Here is a 16636-nt window from a genome sequence, read left to right as displayed (position 1 = left end):
TCATGAAACTATTCCGGACCATGGCGGCGCTCGCCGCATTGTGTGCCTTCGGTGCTGCGACGCCGGCGTGGTCGCAGACCAAAACGATCTACATCGGCATGAACGGTGGCCCGATGGAGAAGGCCTATACGAGCCAGGTATTCCCCGACTTCGAAAAAGCCAATGACGTGAAGGTGGTCGTGGTGCCGGGCACGTCGTCCGATATCCTCGCCAAGCTGCTCGCCAACAAGGCCAATCCGCAGATTCATGTGGTGTTTCTCGACGATGGCGTGATGGCGCGCGCGGTCAGCATGGGCGTCTGCAAAAAGCTCGACGACGCACCGGTGCTCAAGGAGTTGTACCCGTTCGCGCGCATGAAAGACGATATGGGCGCAGGCGTGCAACTCGGCATGACCGGCATTGCGTACAACAAGAAGCTGTTTGCCGAAAAGGGCTGGGCGCCGCCGACCTCATGGATGGATTTCGCCGATCCGAAGTACAAGGGCAAAGTGGTGTTCCAGTCGGAGTCGAGCAGCACGTTCGGCCTGCATGGCTTCCTCGCGATCAATCGTGTGATGGGCGGCAGCGAGCAGAACGTCGAACCCGCCTTTACGAAGTGGTCCACGACCGTCGGGCCGAACGTCGCGGAGTACATCCCCAACTCGGCCAAGATCTCGGAAATGGTGCAGACAGGTGAGGCCGCTCTGTTCCCGCTCACGCCGACCGGTGTCAGCGATCTGCAGGACAAGGGCATTCCGGTGGCTTACGCGAATCCGAAGGAAGGTGCGGTGCTACTGCTGGTCGACCTGTGCGTGGTGAACAACAACCCGGACCCGGCGCTCGCCCAGAAGCTCGCGCAATTCCTGCTGTCCGCTCCTGCGCAGACCAAGGCGGCCGACGCCGGCAAGCAGATTCCGACCAACCGCCTCGCGAAGATGCCGCCCGCCATGCAGCAAAGCCTCGGCAATGTCGAGGATCTGCTGCACAAGGTGACGGTGGTGGATTGGGATGCGATCAACGCGCACCGCGCGCAGTGGGATACGCGCTGGAACCGGCAGATCGAGCAGTAAATACCCGCGGTGCGCGGTGCGTGGTGCGTTGCAGCGTCGCTGCAGCGCGCCGCGCTTAAGCGGACATCATGACGGAAAGCGACACCGAGAACCAGATCGCGCACACGCCAGCCAAAAACAGACGTCGGGCCACGCGAATCCCGGCGTCGTTACTCTCCGACTCGACCGGGCGGGTTGCCATCCACGGCACGAGACCGAGGCAGGCGAAACCGCCCAGCGCGCACAGGACCACCAGCGCATCGGTGAATCTCCACGGCGCGGGCTCGTGGATCCCCCAGTAGCCGAGATAGACGATACCGATCGAAAACGTCGTCGCCGACGCCGAACTCAGCGCCACCACGGATCCCGTTGGACTCGGCATCATGCCCTCCTGTTGAACGACCGCCGCTGCGTTCGCGGCCTGATCGATTCTACTGCATGGCATGTTTCGTTCTACCGCGTGCTGTGCGCCGTGCGCCGCAAAACCTCGCCAGCGGCGCCCCAACGCCCGACTATTGCCCGACTATTCAGCCGTGCGTGCCTGACGAGCCTCGTAGGCCTTCAAATGGCTATAGGCGATGCGCAACAGCGACAGCCCTGAATCGCGCTGTTGCGCCGATCCGCCGCGCTGGATCAGATCGCCGAGAATGTGGTCCGCTTCCGTGCGGGCGTGATTTTCGACATCGCGCAGCATGGAAGCCGTCAACGGCGAAGGAGTGAACAGTGTCTGGTTGGCACGCGCGTCGAACTTCGGCCCCATCGAGAAGCCGTTGTGCTCCGCCACGGCGCGGCATTCGCCGAGCACGCCTTCAATCACGCGACGGCCATCCGGCGCACTCAGAATATCGGCCACTGCGCCACGGAACAGGCACGTGCTCGCCGCGAGCGTTGCAAGGAACACCCACTTTTCCCACATGCCCAGCAGAATATTGTCGCTCGTCGCGACGTCGAAACCTGCGCCGGACATGACCTCGCCAATTGCGCGCACGCGCTCCGACAGGCCGCCTTCCAGTTCGCCAAAAGAGATTGCCTGAGATTCGTTCAGGTGAACAATCTCGCGCTCGCGGTTGAGTGTCGCTGCGATAAAACATTGACCACCGAGCACACGCGTTGCGCCGAACTTCTGCGTAAGGATATCGATGTGCCGCATGCCGTTGAGCAACGGCATGATCACCGTCGACGAGCCAACGAAAGGTTCGAACGACGCGATCGCATCGTCGAGGTTGTAGGCCTTGCAGCTCAGCACGACCAGATCGAACGGCTCGGCGGTATCGCCTGTCTGCACGGTCTTGACGTCACGCAGCGTGGCGTCGCCGTGCGCGCTCTTGATGACAAGGCCGGCACGCCGCAACTCTTCGGCCCGGCCGGCTCGCACGAGGAATGTCACGTCACGGCCAGCCTGAACCAGACGGCCGCCGAAGTAGCCGCCCACCGCACCTGCACCTACAACTAGAATTCGCATCGCTTTGTCTCTCGGGAGAATGTGTTGCGCCGTTCACGGGCACTGTGCCGCCCGCCGCCTGAAGGCCGCGGGACGCGAACCGGCGCATCTGCGTGAATGTAGCAAAAATTCCCGGTCCGCATCGACGCGGTGTGCATTGGGCAGCTCGCCTCCCTGCGCGCGCGCATTGGTGGCGACGCCGCTCCGCTTTCGCAAGGCTCAGAGAATTTCGAGCGCCAGCGCGATGCCCTGGCCGCCGCCGATGCACAACGTCACGATCCCGCGCTTGAGGCCATCGCGGCGCATCGAGTGGATCAGACGAGTGGTCAGCACGGCGCCCGTTGCGCCGATCGGATGACCGTGTGCGATCGCCCCACCTTCGACATTGACGACCGCTTCGTCGAGGCCGAGCCTGCGCAACACGGCAATCGGCACAGCGGCAAAGGCCTCGTTGATCTCGACCCGCTCGACGTCCTTCAACTGTCAGCCGGCGCGCGCCAGCGCCATCTGTACGGCCGGCACCGGTCCAAGCCCGAACATACCGGGCTCGACCGCCGCCACGCCGTACGCGACGAGCCGCGCAAACGGCTCGATACCGTGCGACTCAGCAAAGCCGCGCTCCGCAACCACCATCGCTGCCGCACCGCTGTTCAGACCCGGCGCGTTACCGGCGGTAATCGTGCCGTCGTGGCGGAACGCCGGACGCAGCCTGGCCAGCGTTTCCACCGTGGTGTCCGGACGAGGTTGCTCGTCGCGTGAGAATGGCTGCGGTCCCTTGCGTCCTTCGATCTGCACGCTCACTACCTCGGCATCGAACAGGCCGCGCTCCTGCGCCGCCGCGAAACGCTGTTGCGAACGTGCGGCCCAGCGGTCCTGCGCCTCGCGCGTGATGTCCATCAGCGTCACGAGGTCTTCGGTATGCCAGCCGGAATGCTCGCCGGAAAACGCATCCAGCAAACCATCGCGCAGCATGCTGTCGTGCACCTGAGCGTTGCCCATCCGATAGCCCCAGCGGCCTCCGTCGAGCAGATACGGTGCACGGTCCATGTTTTCCATGCCGCCCGCCACCGCGGCGTCGCCCAGACCTAGCCAGATTTCATTTGCCGCCGATGCGATAGCCTGCGCGCCTGAACCGCAGACACGGTTCACGGTCAACGCCGGTACCGCGACCGGCACACCGCCGCCGATTGCCGCCTGACGCGCCGGGTTCATCCGGTTGCCGGCCTGGATCACATTACCCAGCACCACCGAGCCCAGTCGCTCTGCCGCAAGACCGCTGCGACTCAGCGTCTCGCGCACCGCAACGGCACCGAGATCCGTCGCCGGCACCTCTTTTAGCGTCCCGTTGTAAGCACCAATCGGCGTTCTCACCGGATTGCAGATCACTACATCTCGCTTGCTCATCATCATCTCCCGCTATGAAGTACCGCACGCCTACGCCCCGCATGCGCGAGGCAAGCGTGCCTCAATTGGCGGCCACCGCCGCCGGCGCATCCCATCCGCCGCCCAACGACCGGTACAACGCCACCGCCGCCAGCGCATGCTCGCGCTTCGCCTGATTCAATGCTTCGGAGTCCCGCAGATACGCTTCCTGCGCAGCCAGCACGTCGAGGAAGCTGGAAGCGCCGTCCTTATAGAGTTCGGTAGACAGCCGCAGCGCATGACCGGATGCATCGAGTGCACCGCCCAGGCGCTCCACCTGCGTGGAATCGCTGACCAGATCGCTGCGCGTGTCTTCGACTTCCTTGAGCGCCTGCAGCATCGTCTGCTGCAAGCCGAGTTGCGATTCGCGCAGCTTGCTTTGGTGCTCGTCGATATTGGCGGTGATACGGCCCGCGTTGAAAATCGGGCTGGTCGCGTTCAAGGCGGCGCTAAACAGGTTGTCGGTCAGGGTTGGCAAGCCGAGATACGACGACGCCAGCAAACCATCCGCGAGATTCAGATTGAACTGCGGATAACGTTGCGCCTTCGACTGCCCCACTTCCGCTGCACGTTGTTCGACGCTCGCATAGGCAGTCCGCACATCGGGACGGCGCAACAATGCTTCGGAGGGCAGAACTTGCGGCACGCTTTGCGCCGGCACGGGGATATCGCGCGCCGTGGTCAGCAGCAGGTCATTGACGCTTTCCGGCGTACGTCCCGAGTAAACCGCGATCAGACTCAACTGATGCTGGATCGTCGACTGCACATGCGGAATCTGCGCCTGCAGGTCCTGCAACTGGTTCTGCGCACGGGCGACGTCGAGCTGCGTCGACAGGCCATAGTGCAGCCGTTCTTGCGTCAGCTTCAACGCCCGGCTTCGAATCTGCTCGTTGTCGTTCAGGATCTGCAGCTCCGACTGCGCCCAACGCAGATCGATGTAGGCCGACGCAGTGTTGGCCGCGAGCGCGAGGCGCAGTTCGTCGAGCGCACCCTCACGGCCCGAAACCTGAGCCTCGGCAGCCAGCACCGCGAGCCGCTCGCCGCCGAAGACGTCGGGCGTCCAGCTCGCCGCTACGCCGAAGCCAGCCTGACGTACATAGCCAAGCGGTGGCGGCGCATTCTCCCGTTGGTCCGCGGCCGTCGCCGTAGCATCGAGTTCGGGCAGCAACGTCGAGCGTTGCTGCGTGGTGACGGCCTGTGCCTGCTTGACACGCTCCACCGCAGCCTGCACATCCAGATTGCTGTTCAGCACCGACTCGACGAGTTGATGCATCACCGGGTCGCCGAAATGCGTCCACCAGGTATTTGCGTCCACCGTATCTTGCGGTGCGTCGACGCTCCACGCGGTGGGCGCCACAGCCTGAGCCGAGTGCGGCAGATCCGCGTGCGTCTCGGGCTGTACCGCACAGGCCGCGAGTCCCAGAAGCAGCGCACTCGCCATGCTATATGCTGCGATCGATTTCATATCGCTATCCTGATCAATTTCTAATGAGCGTCGGGAGGCGGCACGTTCAGGCCGAACGGACGCGAAAACGCCACGCTCACCAAAGCCACCACAAAACAAAGCGCCACCGCAAGATAGGCGTCGGAGAAGGTCAGCACCAGCGCTTCGCGCATCAGAAGCGTGTGCAGCAAGTCCAGTCCCGCATGGCCAGCATTGAGCGTGTCGCCGCCGATCGCGGCGAGCCGCGCAGCCTGCTGTTGCAGTAACCCTTCGACTATCGGACGCCCGGCGGTGACGTGCTCGTCGAGCCGTTGGTAGTGCAGGTTCAGGCGGTCGTTGAGCATCGTGCTGCTCACTGCAATGCCGATAGCACCGCCCAGGTTTCGCATCAGGTTGAACAGCCCGCTTGCCGAGCGCAGCCGCGATTGCGGCAGCGAACCGAGCGCCATCGTGACGATCGGCGGCACGCAAAATTGCTGGCCGATACCGCGCAACGCCTGCGGCAACAGCAATTCCTGCCAGCCCCATTGGTTAGTCAACGGCACATACAGATAGCAGCCCAGACCAAAGCACGCGAGTCCGAAGACCATCAGCCAGCGCATGTTGATCACCCGTGCGAGCCGCGAATACGCAACCAGCGCGATCAATTGAAAACATCCCACGGACAGCAGCGCGATACCAATCTGCAGCGAATCGAAACCGCGCACGCGCCCGAGGAACACAGGTGTCAGAAACACCGTGCAAAAGAGGCCAATGCCCGTGATGAACGACAGCAGGCTGCCAATGCCGAAGTTGCGGATCGCCAGCGCACGCAAATCGACGATCGGCTCTTTGGCCGTGAACGCATGCACGAGGAATAGAAACCCGCTGACGGCGGAGACCCACGTACACAGCACGATTACGTCGTCGCCGAACCAGTTCTTGCGTGGCCCTTCTTCGAGCACGTATTCGAGGCAGCCGAGAAAAAGCGACATCAGCAGCATGCCGAGGTAGTCGCCTTTTTTTATCAGCGACAGCTCGACTTTATCGATGTGCACGAACTTCGGCACCAGCACCGTGACCAATACGCCCGGCACGAGGTTCAGGTAGAACAGCCAGTGCCATGACCACTGATCGGTGATCCAGCCGCCGATCACCGGGCCGATAGTCGGCGCAAGCGAAGCGAGCGCGCCGATGGTGGTGGACGCAATCAACCGCTGTTTGCCGGGGAAAAGCACGAACGCGGTGGTGAACACAGTAGGAATCATCGCGGCGCCGAGTGCGCCTTGCAGGCCGCGAAACAGGATCATCGAGTTGATGTCCCACGCGAGGCCGCACAGCATGCTGGTGATCGTGAAGCCGAGGGAAGAGAACGCAAACAGCCAGCGCGTCGAAAAAACGCGCGTGAGCCAGCCCGACATCGGAATCACCATGATCTCCGCGATCAGGTACGAGGTCTGCACCCACGAGAGCTCGTCCTGGCTGGCGGACAGGCCGCCGCCAATATCCCGCAGCGAAGACGCGACGATCTGGATGTCCAGCGTGGCCATGAAAAAGCCGAGGCACATCAGCGCGAATGCAAACGCCTTGGTGCGGGTGGGCTGGTCGGCAGGGTTCAAGGGTTGGGTCATGGTCGGCAGGTCTCAGACGGACGTGTACGCGAGCGCAGAGCCGCGCGATTCGGGGCTGCGGTCACGAATGCGCCGGCGTGCTGCCGCCGCTGCCGACATGAACCTTCACCGTCGCGGACAAGCCGGGGCGCAGCACGCCCAGCATGTCTGGAGGCACCTCGAGGTGTATCCGCACCGGCACGCGCTGCACGATCTTCGTGAAGTTGCCGGTTGCGTTTTCTGCGGGCAGGACGCTAAAGGTCGCGCCAGTAGCAGGCGCCAAACTGTCGACCACGCCGTGCAGCGACTTGCTGGAAGCGTCGAGCGACACGTCGACCGCATCGCCCACGCGCATCTTCTTCAACTGGTCTTCCTTGAAGTTCGCGTCGACCCACAGACCCGTCGAAGGTACGACCGTCAGCAGCGAAACGCCGGTATTGGCGAGCAACCCCACCTGGGCCGTGCGATTACCAATGTAGCCATCCACCGGTGAGCGGATCGTGGTGTATTCGACGTTCAGTTCCGCGACGCGCTGTGCCGCCTGCGCCGTCGCCACGCGCGCCTGCGCCGCACCGATTTGCGCGTCGAGCACGCTGATCTGGCGCTGCGCGGCCAGCAGCGCCGCGCCGCTGCGATCCACCGCGGCATGCGCCTTGGTGAGATCCGCGTCGGCGCGCTCGACGATCTGGTTCGACACGGCTTCATCCTTGACGAGTTCGCGGTAACGGGTCTCGTCCTGGGCACTACGGGTCAACTCCGCGCCCGATGCCTTCACCTCGGCCGCCTGCTCGGCGATGGTCGCCAGTTGCAGCGACTTCCTGGCCTGCAACTCGGTGACCGCTGCCTGGGCGCTCTGGACGTCGGCGGTAGCTTGCGCGAGACGCGCATCGTAATCGCGCGAATCCAGCCGGATCAGTACCTGATTCACCTGCACGTGCTGATTGTCATGGACCAGCAGATCGGTGACGAAACCGTTCACCTTCGGCGCCATCACCGTGACGTCGCCGCCGACGTAGGCGTCGTCCGTGGTCTCGACAAAGCGGCCAATCACAAACCAGTACGACAGCGCCGCGGCCAGAACCACGGCCACGGCAATCACCGCGAGCAGCATCCACGGGGTACGTCGTGCCGGTTTTGCGAGGCCGGCGGCGCTGGGCGGAGCAATAGTCGAAGGTGTAGTGGACATGATGATGGTGTGTGTGTATGCACTAAATATTGGTCAAAGCGAGCGTGAAAACCACGCCACCCCTTACCTGATAATCAGGCCTTGGTCATATCGAACAGCTCGCGCCGCAGCGATGCCGCGCGTTGAGCGCCGAAACGGCGCTCGAAGTCGTCCTGCGCCGCGTGCCAGCAAACGCGCGCGGCCGCGAGTTTCGCCTCACCGGCCTCGGTCAGGCTAAGCGCCAGTTCCCTGCCCTTCGTTGCCGCGCTGCGACTCTGCAACAGGCCATCGCGCTGCAGCGGCTGGATCGCACGCACCAGCGTGGTCCGTTCCATCACCATCTGATCCGCCAATACCTTCATCGTCATCGACGCCGCGCGACTGATCCGGCTCAGGATCGAGAACTGCGTGATCGTCAAACCAACCTCGGTGAGATGCCGGTCATAAAGCTGCGACACGTAGCGAGCGGCCTGGCGAATTGCGAAACAATCGTCATCGGGGAACACCTGCATCTCGTCGATCCTGATTCCAAGTGCATACGCACTTACCAGCATAAAAGATGATCGCCAACCTTACAGCCTTGCAGCGCTAACGTCCGCGTCCGGCGGCCGCTTCACTCAGCGGTCATACCGAACAGTTCAGCCCGCAACGCCTTCGCCCTCGCGTGGCCGAACTTTCCTTCGAACTCGGCCTGCGCGTTGTGCCATGCCGCGGATCCCTGCGCGAAGGTCGCCTTGCCCGCTTCCGACAAGCTGAGCAGATAGGTCCGCCCATCGTGCTCCGATGCTTCGCTAACCACCAAACCATCGCGCTGCAGCGGTTTGAGCGCTCGCACCAGCGTTGTGCGGTCCATCACCATCGAATCGGCCATCTCGACCATGGTCGCCGGTGCCCGCCGCGCCAGCTTCGCCAGAATCGTGAACTGCGCAGCCGTCAGCCCCACCTCGCCGAGATGGCGCTCGTAAAGCTGCGTCACATAGCGGGCGGCTTGCCGCAGCGCGAAGCAATTGCACTCGTCGTAAGAGATAGGTCGGGTCATGAGAGCGAGTCTATATGTGCGTACACACAGAGTCAAGAAGCAAGCAAATCGAAAACTTCTTGTAATCTCCCCGAATACGTTATTACAATATCTTACAAATCGATCCACCGGGGTTAGAACGGCTTGGGCACTTGTTTGAGCGCCCGCTTACCGCCGTTTCTATGTATCAAAAAAGACGCGAGGGGCCACCACGTCATGACAACGGTAACCAGCAACACCGCTTCCAGTTCAGCGAGCACGGCACTCCAGGAAGCCGCGCAATCGATCATCAGCGGCTCGACCAACTCGACCACTGACGTGAACGCCCTCGTCACAGCGCTCGTCAATGCGAAAGTGGCCGGCAAAACGGCCATGCTCGCCAGCCAGGCGACGCGCGACAACAATCAGTTGACCGCACTCGGCACATTGAAGTCAGTCCTGTCGCTGATGCAAAGCGCCTTGACGCCGCTCGCAAACGGCACCGCCTTCTCGAGTTTCACGGCCACCGCCAGCGGCAAGGGGCTCACCGCCACTGCCGGCAAAGGCGCTGTGGCTGGAAGCTACACGGTCGACGTCGACAACATTGCCTCCTCGCAGTCCATCACCTCGGGCGCGTTCAGCAGCAAAGAGGCGCTCGGCTCTGGCTCGCTGAAGATATCGTTGGGCGGCAACAGCACCACGATCAATATCGAACCGGGCAAGAGCACGCTTGCTGATATTGCCGCGGCTATCAACTCGGCATCCGGCAATCCGGGCGTGTCGGCCACGGTCGTCAACGGCGTGGACGGTACGCATCTGTTGCTGCACTCCACCTCCACAGGGCTGGCTAACGGCATCAACGTGCAGGTCACCTCTAGCGACGCTGAACTCAACAAGCTCAGCGTCAAAACCAGCACCTCGACCACGACGCCTGCCACCACGGTAGTGGACGATTCGGGCAACTGGAAGCAAAGCGTTGCCGGCCAGGACGCGCATTTCAGTATCTCCGGCATGGCGATCGCGAGTGCGAGCAATACCGTCACCTCGGCGATCGACGGCTTGACGCTGAACCTCTCCGACGATGCCGTAGGCAGCCCGCAGACGCTGACGATCGCGCAGGACGTCACCGATCAGAAGACCGCCATTGGCGCGTTCGTCACGGCGTACAACAACTTCGTCACCGCGGCGGCTTCGTTCACGGGTTTCGATGCAACGAAGGCGGCCGGTTCCCAGGGTAGCGTGCTGCTCGGCGACTCGACGCTCAACGCGATCCGCAACACGCTCTCCGGCGCGATGAGCGGCGGCGTGAAACAGGGCAGCGGTGCGGCGAATCTCGCAGGGATCGGCATCACGTTTCAGAAAGACGGCACGCTCGAGATCGACGATGCCAGACTGACTAGCGCGTTGAGCAACGACTCGACAGCGGTCTCAGCGCTCTTCAATTCAAAGACTGGTCTGGCTGCGTCGCTGGACACGTCGCTTACGTCGTTCCTGAAGACCGGGGGTTTGCTCGATACGCACTCCGCAGCGCTCACTACTGATCTGAAATCGCTGACCACCCAGCAGGACCAGCTCACCGATTACACGGACAAGCTCACCAAGCGGTATGAGGCGCAGTTCACGGCGCTCAATCAGTTGATGGCGCAGACCAGCCACAACGCAGACTATCTGACCGCGTTGTTTGGCGGGAAGAATAGTGATGGGGCGTTGGCGAATAACAAGTAGGTCGCCAACCGCACACCTCACCCCCGCGACAACACAGCCTGCAAAAAAGCCTGCGTCCGCGGTTGAGTCGGCGCCGAGAAAATCTCCGAGGGCGGTCCGGCTTCGACAATCACGCCGCCGTCCATCACTACGACGACGTCGGCGACTTCTCTCGCGAAGCCCATTTCGTGCGTGACGACTACCATCGTCATACCTTCGCTAGCCAGCAGTTTCATCACCTGCAGCACTTCCCCAACCAGTTCCGGGTCAAGCGCCGAGGTGGGCTCATCGAACAGCATCACACGCGGCTGCATGGCGAGAGCGCGCGCAATCGCGACACGTTGCTTCTGGCCACCCGAAAGACTGGCGGGCATCGCATCGGCCTTATGTGCAAGGCCAACCTTCTCAAGCAACGCCAGCGCCGCGGCGTCAGCATCGCCTTTGCTCAAACCGCGCAACATGCGCGGCCCCACCGTAATGTTATGCAGTACGGACAGATGCGGAAACAGATTGAACGACTGAAACACCATACCCACTTCAGCACGCAACGCATTGAGCGAGCGCTCCTTGAGCATGACGCCATGATCCACCAGACGATGTCCGCAAATATCGACGGTGCCCCCCTCGGCCTGCTCGAGCCCATTGCAGCAGCGCAGAAACGTGCTCTTGCCCGAGCCGCTCGGCCCGATTACGACCACCACCTGCTGCGGCTGAATGTCGAAGTCGATGCCGTTCAACACCACATGCGAGCCAAACGATTTGGTCAGTCCGCGAATCTGAACGATAGGTTGCGATGCGTCGTTCATTGCACCATGCCCCCTGCGCGCAGATGGCGTTCGACGCGATGCAGCGCGTAATGCGTCGCCTGGGTCAGCACGAGATAGACCAGCGCGATGACGAGATACACCTCGAGCGAACGGTACGACACGCTGATGATCTTCTGTCCTTCATGCATGAGATCGTCGATCGTCAGCAGCGAAACCAGCGCCGAGTTCTTGATCAGCGCAATGAACTCGTTGCCGAGCGGCGGGATCATCCGCACCACGGCCTGTGGGAGAATGATGGCGCGCATCGCCTGCCCCGACGACATGCCGATCGAGCGTGCCGCCTCCATTTGCCCGCGGTCCACGGATTGAATCGCCCCGCGTACGATCTCGGACACATACGCAGCCGAATACAGCCCAAGCCCAAGCACGCCGCACACGAACGCAGGCAACAGGATGCCGAACTGCGGCAAGCCGAAGAACAGCAAAAACAGTTGCACGAGCAACGGCGTACCGCGAAAGAACGTCAGATAAGCGGTGCAAAACCCGTACAGCACGCGGCGTTTCGGCGTAAGCCGGCCAATGCCGATAAGAAGTCCGAGCACACAACTCAGCGCGAGCGCCGCGGCAGTCACTTCCACCGTAACGAGCGCACCGTGTGCGATGTCGCTCCAGCCTGCGACGACCGGCGAGAAATCGAGTTCCATCTGGATGGCTTAGCCGTTTACTGTGCGTCGGCGCCGAACCATTTGTGGACAATCGCCGTGTACGTGCCGTCCGCCTTGATCTTCGCAAGCGCGGTGTTCAACGCGGTCTTCAGTTCAGGCTCGTCCTTACGGACCGCAATGCCGTATTGCTCGGTGGTGAGCTGCTGGCTGATCACGCGAAAACCGCCGCGCGTTTTCGCCAGTTGATAAGCAGCGGGCTTGCCGGTGACGGCGGCATCGACACGGCCAATGCCGACCAGATCGAACATCTCCTGATTCTTCTCCACCTCGACGCGCTGCACTTGCGGGTAGTTGTCACGCAGGAAGTTGACCGACTTCGTGCCCACCTGCACCGAGATCTTCTTGCCGTTCAGGTCGGTGAGTGCCTTGATGGGCGAATCGGTTTTCACCAGCGCGACGAGACCACCTGCATAGTATGGCTCGGTGAAGTCGACCACTTTGGCGCGCTCGTCCGTGATGTAGATCGCCGAAATCGCAATGTCGAAGCGGTGCGCAATCAGACCTGGGATCAGGCCTTTGAAGTCGATATCGGTCCACTGCACGGTCTTGCCCATCACCTTCGCCAGCGCATTCATGATGTCGATATCGAAGCCGGTACGCGCGCCGTTTTCGGTGAACTCCATCGGCGGGAAGGTAGCGTCAGTGGCGACCTGTAGCACGTTGGCGCCTTGCGCGGAAGCGGTCCCGGAGAACCCGGCGAACGTGACGGCGAGCGCGAAACACGTGAGAGACAACAGGCGATGCAGTTTCAAGGCGGCGCTCCTTAAGAGGATCAATGAAAGGCTCGATGCAAGGATCAATGCGACGCTCGAGTCACTCAAGCGGCAGCACGCTCACCCCCACTTCAACACGATGCGCCCCGCCACCGAGAATCATCCCGCGCAACAAGGATACATCGCTGTAATCGCGGCCAATGGCCAGCGTCACGTGATCCATATCGGCCAGCACGTCATTGGTAGGATCGAGATCGATCCAGCCGCTGCCGGGGCAATGCACCGACACCCACGCATGCGACGCGTCCGCGCCAATCAGGCGCGGTTGTCCGGGCGGCGGATCGTTGCGCAGATAGCCGCTGACGTAGCGCGCCGGCAGCCCAAGCGAGCGCAGACAGCCGATCATCACCTGCGCAAAATCCTGGCACACGCCGCTCTTGAGTTCGAAGGCGCGCTCGGCCGGCGTATCGAACATCGTCGCCGAAGGCTTGTAGTCGAAGTCCTCGTAAATGCGATGCATCAGGTCGATCGCTCCAGCTGCGATCGGCGTGCCGGGCGCGAAGCTCGGCAGCGCATAGGTACGCAATGCGGGCCGCAGCGTGATATTCGGGGAAGCAAAACAGAACTCGACTTCGGGCCGGAATTCGCCGCCCACGCGAAAACGCAGCGCCTCGGCCACCTCGTCCCAAGCCGGCGTGGTGTCCGGATCGAGCTGCGTCCAGCGCGGCGTCAGTTCCACGGTCGTTTCGCTGATCATTTGCAACCGTTCGTGCGGCGCATCGAGCGTGAAGTACAGCACATCGTTGCCGAATGCGTCGACCCGGCTATGCAGATACGACGGCTGCGGTTCGATCGTCTCTTCGTGCGAGATGACACGCTGCCATTCGCACTCCAGCGGCCGGATCGTCGCCAGATGCTGGGCGGTCTCGACGAACGTCGAATAACGATAAGTGGTGCGATGCGAAACCGACAGGATGGTCTGCGCGGTCTTCATGACGATACCTGCGAAGCGAGCGTGTTGGCGTGGCTGAAATAGCGCGCGCTGATTTCATTGGCCGCGGCGGCGGCAAAGGCGCCGAGTTCGTCGCACACCTGGATCAGTGCGACATAGGCGCCGTTTTCATCCGTTTCGCACAGGCTTTCGAGCGATGGCAGCGTGCCGGGCGGCGGCATCAGATCGACAAACGAGCGACTCCGGGCGCTGCCCGCCGCGATCGAAATCTCGTCGAGCTTGCCGCACAGGCGCTCGTAGACCCCGTATAAACCACGCGGATTGGTCGGCTCGACCACCAGCAGATCGATCAGCGCCGGAACTTCGAGACGCCCCGGATAGAGCGAGCGATACGTGAGCGTGCTGTCGAAAAGCTGCAGCAGCAGATCGAATCCGGCGGGCGTCGCAAGCTGTCCTTTGTCGGCTACCACGCGCAGGATCGACGTCATCGCCGCGACCCGCTCGATATGCCGGCCGGCGAACAACAGACGCCACGCTTCGTCGCGCGTCATGCGGTCGCCTTGCGCGCCGCTGATCGCCGAGAGTTGGGTTGCGAGGTGTTCGAGCGCATCCATCAAGGTGACGCGGTCGTAGCGGTCATAGCGTCCGCTGCCGGCCGACGCGGCGACGCCGTTCGCACCATTGCCGCCCGCCTGCGACACGCTCGCCGGCATCAGCCTCTGCAACGCGTCGCGGAAATCGTTGCGAGCGGCGAGAATCGTGCGCCAATGATCGTTCGACAGGCGGCCACGAATCTCGCCGCTCGCCCGCGCCTGCGCCGACAGCACCTGGCCGATGCTGGCCGCGCCGTTGGCCTCGTGCAGATTGGCCACCAGCGTCCGCTCGAAGGCCTGCAGCGAATCCTCGGCGCGCACGTCGCCGGATTGCACCAGGCCGCAGTACAAGGCCAGTTCGACCAGCGTCTCGAACATCGCATCCGCGTCGGCGCTTTCGAGCGAGCCGAGAATCAGGCGCAACAGCCGCACGTTGTTTTCAGCGCGCTCGCTGTAGCGGCCGGCCCAGAACAGATTCTCCGCGGCACGGCTCGACACCGTACGATGCTTGCGCGCGAGATCGGCGGGCTGCATCGGCGATGGCAACAGCGTGAATGTGGAGATCGGCTGGCTCGATAGCACCCACGTGTCGACGCTGCTGCCGCCGAACTGCATCGAGACGGTAGCCTGCCGTTCCGCCGCGAGGCGCGTGAAGCCGCCAGGCATCACATGCCAGCCGCCGTCGAAATCCGCGATGGCATACACGCGCAGCACCGACGGCCGTCGGCCAAGTGTGCCGTCCTCGAAACGAGGCGTGCACGAATACGGCAACGGAAGCTGGATCGTGAAGTTATCGGGCAGCGCTTCAATACGGCTGCGCCACGCTTCGAGATTCTGTAGACCTTGCTCCAGTCCAGGTGGACTGTCGCGCCGCGCCGCGGGCCAGGTCGGCACGAGAAAGGCTTCATCCAGCCGCCTGAAGGCGTGCTCGCGAGCCGCTTCCTCGCCGCACCACCACGTCGGCACGCCCGGCAGCAGCAGATCTTCGCCCAGCAGTGCCTCGGCGATGCCCGGCAGAAAGCCGTGCAACGCGGGCGATTCGACGAAGCCCGAGCCCGGCACGTTCGAGACGATCACGTTACCTGCCCGCATCACCTGCAACAGGCCAGGCACACCGATGCTTGAATCCGCACGTAGCTCGACCGGATCGCAAAACGCGTCGTCGAGGCGGCGCAGCACCACGTGCACGCGCTCGAGTCCTGCGAGCGTCTTCAGATACAGCTTGTCGTCGCGCACCGTGAGGTCTTTGCCCTCGACGAGCGTCACGCCCAGGTAGCGCGCCAGAAAAACATGTTCGAAATAGGTTTCGCTGAACGGCCCTGGCGTGAGCAGTGCGATATGCGGGGAACTGTCCGCGGCGTCGCCATGCATCACGGCGCGCGCCGACTCCACCAGCGTGGCGATCAGTTGCGAATAGGTCGGCGCGAGCCGGTTCACATGCAGCGAGCGGAACGGCTCGGCAAACTGGCTCGAAACGATCAGCCGGTTTTCCAGCGCGTAGCCGAGGCCCGACGGCGCCTCGGTACGATGCGACATCACGGTCCAGTTGCCGTTAGACGCACGCGCCAGATCAACGGCGACAACGTGCAGATACTGGCCGCCCGGAGGCGTAAAGCCGCGCACGGAACGCAGATAACCCGGATGGCCGAACACCAGCGCCGGTGGCAACTGCCCATTCTGCAGCAGGGTCTGTGGGCCATAAACATCGGCCACTACGGCGTTCAGCAACTGCGCACGCTGCATCACGCCCCGCTCGATTTCGGCCCACTCGGCCTCGCCAATCAGCAACGGTAAAAGATCGAGCGCCCACGGCCGTGGCTCGCCCTTGTCCGCGTAGACGTTGTAGCTGATGTCGTTATCGCGGATCTGCTGCGCGACCGAGGCGGTGTTGTTTTCAAGCCTGGCGATACCGTCTTCGCCTAGCAGATCGAAAAACTGCCGCCACGGTTCGCGCAACGCCCCGGACGAATCGAGCAACTCGTCCCAATGCCCATCGCGGACCGGCAGCACCCGCAGGAGCGACAGCGCATCCGCGTGAGCCGCGGTTGCCTCAAAGGGAAAAGTCGATTGAAAGGCCAAGGTCGTGTCAGGTTAAT

At 62.7% G+C, this 16636-nt stretch carries 14 protein-coding genes and 1 pseudogene; 2 read left to right on the top strand and 13 right to left on the bottom strand.

Annotated features, from left to right (window positions below):
• Positions 1-2 precede the first annotated feature (2 nt).
• Complete coding sequence (locus BUS06_RS28570) at positions 3-1049, top strand: ABC transporter substrate-binding protein (protein WP_074267727.1); 1047 nt, start codon at positions 3-5, stop codon at positions 1047-1049.
• A 55-nt stretch (positions 1050-1104) separates the two neighbouring features.
• Here BUS06_RS28570 and BUS06_RS28565 read toward each other — a convergent pair whose 3' ends face one another.
• From BUS06_RS28565 to BUS06_RS28530, 8 genes and pseudogenes are all read right to left on the bottom strand, one after another.
• Positions 1105-1410, bottom strand: coding sequence for a hypothetical protein (locus BUS06_RS28565; protein WP_074267726.1), 306 nt, complete (start codon positions 1408-1410; stop codon positions 1105-1107).
• A gap of 141 nt (positions 1411-1551) precedes the next feature.
• The gene (gene panE / locus BUS06_RS28560) at positions 1552-2490 is read right to left on the bottom strand and encodes a 2-dehydropantoate 2-reductase (RefSeq protein ID WP_074267725.1); all 939 of its coding nucleotides are present in this window, start codon (positions 2488-2490) and stop codon (positions 1552-1554) included.
• A 198-nt stretch (positions 2491-2688) separates the two neighbouring features.
• Positions 2689-3873, bottom strand: a pseudogene (locus BUS06_RS28555) (thiolase family protein).
• A gap of 61 nt (positions 3874-3934) precedes the next feature.
• Entirely contained in the window at positions 3935-5356 is a 1422-nt protein-coding gene (locus BUS06_RS28550; RefSeq protein ID WP_074267724.1) for an efflux transporter outer membrane subunit, read from the bottom strand.
• Positions 5357-5376: 20 nt separating this feature from the next.
• A complete protein-coding gene (locus tag BUS06_RS28545) occupies positions 5377-6945 on the bottom strand; it encodes a DHA2 family efflux MFS transporter permease subunit (protein WP_074267723.1) in 1569 nt (522 codons plus the stop codon).
• A 61-nt stretch (positions 6946-7006) separates the two neighbouring features.
• Positions 7007-8110 carry an HlyD family secretion protein gene (locus BUS06_RS28540; RefSeq protein WP_174567549.1) on the bottom strand — a complete coding sequence of 368 codons (1104 nt, stop codon included), beginning with the start codon at positions 8108-8110 and terminating at the stop codon, positions 7007-7009.
• Positions 8111-8184: 74 nt separating this feature from the next.
• Positions 8185-8601: a MarR family winged helix-turn-helix transcriptional regulator gene (locus tag BUS06_RS28535; protein ID WP_074267721.1), complete on the bottom strand. Its 417-nt coding sequence runs from the start codon at positions 8599-8601 to the stop codon at positions 8185-8187.
• Between the two features lie 101 nt (positions 8602-8702).
• Positions 8703-9128: a MarR family winged helix-turn-helix transcriptional regulator gene (locus BUS06_RS28530; RefSeq protein WP_074267720.1), complete on the bottom strand. Its 426-nt coding sequence runs from the start codon at positions 9126-9128 to the stop codon at positions 8703-8705.
• A 195-nt stretch (positions 9129-9323) separates the two neighbouring features.
• On the opposite strand from BUS06_RS28530, the gene fliD reads away from it, so the two are divergent.
• Positions 9324-10811, top strand: coding sequence for a flagellar filament capping protein FliD (gene fliD, locus BUS06_RS28525; RefSeq protein ID WP_074267719.1), 1488 nt, complete (start codon positions 9324-9326; stop codon positions 10809-10811).
• 17 nt (positions 10812-10828) lie between these two features.
• Here fliD and BUS06_RS28520 read toward each other — a convergent pair whose 3' ends face one another.
• The 5 genes from BUS06_RS28520 to BUS06_RS28500 form a co-directional block, all read right to left on the bottom strand.
• Positions 10829-11596 carry an amino acid ABC transporter ATP-binding protein gene (locus BUS06_RS28520; protein ID WP_074267718.1) on the bottom strand — a complete coding sequence of 256 codons (768 nt, stop codon included), beginning with the start codon at positions 11594-11596 and terminating at the stop codon, positions 10829-10831.
• A complete protein-coding gene (locus tag BUS06_RS28515) occupies positions 11593-12261 on the bottom strand; it encodes an amino acid ABC transporter permease (protein WP_074267717.1) in 669 nt (222 codons plus the stop codon). The genes BUS06_RS28520 and BUS06_RS28515 overlap by 4 nt, the downstream gene beginning before the upstream one ends.
• 17 nt (positions 12262-12278) lie before the next feature.
• Entirely contained in the window at positions 12279-13034 is a 756-nt protein-coding gene (locus tag BUS06_RS28510; protein ID WP_074267716.1) for a transporter substrate-binding domain-containing protein, read from the bottom strand.
• A gap of 61 nt (positions 13035-13095) precedes the next feature.
• On the bottom strand, positions 13096-13989 hold the full coding sequence (locus tag BUS06_RS28505; protein ID WP_074267715.1) for a transglutaminase family protein: 894 nt from the start codon (positions 13987-13989) through the stop codon (positions 13096-13098).
• Positions 13986-16619: a circularly permuted type 2 ATP-grasp protein gene (locus tag BUS06_RS28500; RefSeq protein ID WP_074267714.1), complete on the bottom strand. Its 2634-nt coding sequence runs from the start codon at positions 16617-16619 to the stop codon at positions 13986-13988. The genes BUS06_RS28505 and BUS06_RS28500 overlap by 4 nt, the downstream gene beginning before the upstream one ends.
• Positions 16620-16636: the final 17 nt, after the last annotated feature.

The organism is Paraburkholderia phenazinium (genome assembly GCF_900141745.1).
Taxonomy (GTDB): Bacteria; Pseudomonadota; Gammaproteobacteria; order Burkholderiales; family Burkholderiaceae; genus Paraburkholderia; species Paraburkholderia phenazinium_B.
The sequence above is the reverse complement of the archived record's forward strand: the minus strand, read 5'-3'. Positions and strand labels throughout refer to the sequence as shown.

Bases quoted from the DNA above. Each gene is read 5' to 3' on its own strand.
- BUS06_RS28565 (WP_074267726.1), bottom strand. From the start codon at position 1,410: ATGCCGAGTCCAACGGGATCCGTGGTGGCGCTGAGTTCGGCGTCGGCG.
- BUS06_RS28540 (WP_174567549.1), bottom strand. From the start codon at position 8,110: ATGTCCACTACACCTTCGACTATTGCTCCGCCCAGCGCCGCCGGCCTC.
- BUS06_RS28550 (WP_074267724.1), bottom strand. From the start codon at position 5,356: ATGAAATCGATCGCAGCATATAGCATGGCGAGTGCGCTGCTTCTGGGA.
- fliD (WP_074267719.1), top strand. From the start codon at position 9,324: ATGACAACGGTAACCAGCAACACCGCTTCCAGTTCAGCGAGCACGGCA.
- panE (WP_074267725.1), bottom strand. From the start codon at position 2,490: ATGCGAATTCTAGTTGTAGGTGCAGGTGCGGTGGGCGGCTACTTCGGC.
- BUS06_RS28535 (WP_074267721.1), bottom strand. From the start codon at position 8,601: ATGCAGGTGTTCCCCGATGACGATTGTTTCGCAATTCGCCAGGCCGCT.
- BUS06_RS28570 (WP_074267727.1), top strand. From the start codon at position 3: ATGAAACTATTCCGGACCATGGCGGCGCTCGCCGCATTGTGTGCCTTC.
- BUS06_RS28545 (WP_074267723.1), bottom strand. From the start codon at position 6,945: ATGACCCAACCCTTGAACCCTGCCGACCAGCCCACCCGCACCAAGGCG.
- BUS06_RS28515 (WP_074267717.1), bottom strand. From the start codon at position 12,261: ATGGAACTCGATTTCTCGCCGGTCGTCGCAGGCTGGAGCGACATCGCA.
- BUS06_RS28520 (WP_074267718.1), bottom strand. From the start codon at position 11,596: ATGAACGACGCATCGCAACCTATCGTTCAGATTCGCGGACTGACCAAA.
- BUS06_RS28505 (WP_074267715.1), bottom strand. From the start codon at position 13,989: ATGAAGACCGCGCAGACCATCCTGTCGGTTTCGCATCGCACCACTTAT.
- BUS06_RS28530 (WP_074267720.1), bottom strand. From the start codon at position 9,128: ATGACCCGACCTATCTCTTACGACGAGTGCAATTGCTTCGCGCTGCGG.